The organism is Microcoleus sp. S13_C3, from assembly GCF_036700905.1.
In the GTDB taxonomy this organism is placed as follows: domain Bacteria; phylum Cyanobacteriota; class Cyanobacteriia; order Cyanobacteriales; family Microcoleaceae; genus Microcoleus.
In genome coordinates, this window is sequence record NZ_JAUBPT010000330.1 from 1 (window position 1) to 2,095 (window position 2,095).

Genomic DNA, 2,095 nt, shown 5'->3' on the forward strand with positions numbered 1-2,095 from the left:
TCTCCCCCTCTCCCCCTCTCCCCCTCTCCCTTTATCAAAAACTATTTTTTCCTTCCCCTTGCTCTCGGCTTCCTGTAAAGTAAATAATTGTAAAGAAATATGAGTTTTCTCTTATCCTCTGGTTAAGACCGCCAGCTAGCATTCACAATTAAGACCCGGATTATAAGTTCCTATGTCACAGCTTTTCCCGCGAAAATTTCTAGCCTCTGTTGCCGCATTTTTTCTGGCTTTGTCCGTGTGGACGATCGCACCTGCGGCCCACGCTTTCAATAATCCCGATTTGTTGCCGTCAACTCAGACGCCGATCATTGACTTAGCTAAAGCCCTTACGGATATTGAAGAACAAAGTTTGGCAAAAAATTTAAAGGCATTTGAAGCCGAAACCGGCTGGAAACTGCGAGTGCTGACTCAGTACGATCGCACGCCTGGTTTGGCTGTCAAAAGCTATTGGGGGCTAGATGAAAAGAGTGTGTTGCTAGTTGCTGACCCCCGAGGGGGCAATTTGCTTAATTTTAATGTGGGCGACTCGCTGTATCCACTGCTGCCGCGCACTTTTTGGGTGGAACTGCAAACCCGCTACGGTAATCAATTTTTTGTGCGGGACAATGGGGAAGATCGAGCGATTATTGAATCTTTGGAGTCGATACAAGGCTGTTTGCGTGAGGGCGGATGCCGCGTGGTTCCCGGTTTGCCGAGGGAACAGTGGGTTCTGACGTTAATTACGTCGGTGGTTGGCGGCGTCATCTGCGGGTTTGCCGCTCAGCCTCGGAAGCCGGGACAGGTTGTGGCTTGGCAGTGGGCGCTGATTTTTTCGCCGCTGTGGGGCATTCTGTTTTTCGCTTTCGGACTTGGGCCAGTGGTGACTCGGACTTCTGACTGGTTGCCTGTGGTTCGGAATGTGGCCGGTTTTGCGATCGGAGTTTTGGTGGCATTCCTGACTCCGGTGTTGGGCAAATCTTCTTCGTCGTCGGAAACTTAGTTTTTTATGAGTCATTAGTCATCAGTCATTAGTCATCAGTCTTAGAAACCGGGTTTTTTAGCGAATCTGCGGGCTGCAACGAGGTTTCTCGGCCCCCTGTGCAAGTTTTGAGATAATTTGTTGACTGCCAAAATGACCGAAAAATCCGCTCCTGACAAATAACTAATGACTGATGACTCATGACTAATGACTAAAAGCTGGTAAGCTGATACCTGACAACTCACAGGCGACAGCTATCCAACAAATGGAATGGCACGTAAGCGATGCCCAGAGTCTGGGATTAATCGATAACGAAATTGGCGACCACGGTTTTTCAGCGGCGGAGTACGAAATAGTCCGCCGCGTGATTTATGCGACTGCTGATTTTGAGTACAAGTCTTTAATTAGTTTTTCCGATCAGGCTTTGCAGGCTGGGGCGGCGGCTTTGGCTGCTCGGACTACGATCGTAGTAGATGTGCCGATGGTGCAGGTGGGCATTACGCCCCTAATCCAAAATACCTTTGCGAATCCGGTTTATTGTTCGATGGAGGCTTTGACGCGCCCCCAAAAGGAAAGGACGCGGGCTGCTTGGGGGATTGAAACTTTGGCAAGACGCTATCCTGAGGGGATTTTTGTGGTGGGCCAGGCTCAAACTGCTTTGTCGGCGATCGTAGATTTGATTGAATCTGAGGAAATTCGGCCGGCTTTGGTGATTGGGACGCCTTCTGGGTTTGTAGGGGTGGACGTGGCTAAGTCGCGACTGCACGATTCGATGATTCCTCACATTCGGATTGAGGGCCGCAAGGGCTCTGCGGTGGTAGCTGTGGCTATTGTTAACGGGCTGGTGGATTTGGCTTGGCAAGCTTACGGCCAAGAGGGGAACAGTTGATGATTTTGTGTGCTGCTGACGCGGATGGGTGGGTGTAAAAAATCGGGTGGTAAGAAAGTGGCTAAATCTGTCTCTGAGCAAGGCTTTGATTGCCGCTTTCAGGCATCAATAAGTCCCTAATTGAAGAGCTAGTCCCTAGGTAGCGAATAAATAGACAAAATAGTACACTTGTAGACAAATATGCGGTGTACCATTTTGTTTAAGCTCGCGCGTTTTCGCAAAAAAGCTGGGATTGTCAGTAAAAACAC

Annotated in this window: 2 protein-coding genes; both read left to right on the plus strand. The window is 49.3% G+C overall.

Annotated features, from left to right (window positions below):
- Positions 1-172 precede the first annotated feature (172 nt).
- Positions 173-979, plus strand: coding sequence for a TPM domain-containing protein (locus tag QUA16_RS36445; RefSeq protein ID WP_333109714.1), 807 nt, complete (start codon positions 173-175; stop codon positions 977-979).
- A gap of 244 nt (positions 980-1,223) precedes the next feature.
- The gene (locus tag QUA16_RS36450; RefSeq protein ID WP_006632961.1) at positions 1,224-1,847 is read left to right on the plus strand and encodes a precorrin-8X methylmutase; all 624 of its coding nucleotides are present in this window, start codon (positions 1,224-1,226) and stop codon (positions 1,845-1,847) included.
- Positions 1,848-2,095: the final 248 nt, after the last annotated feature.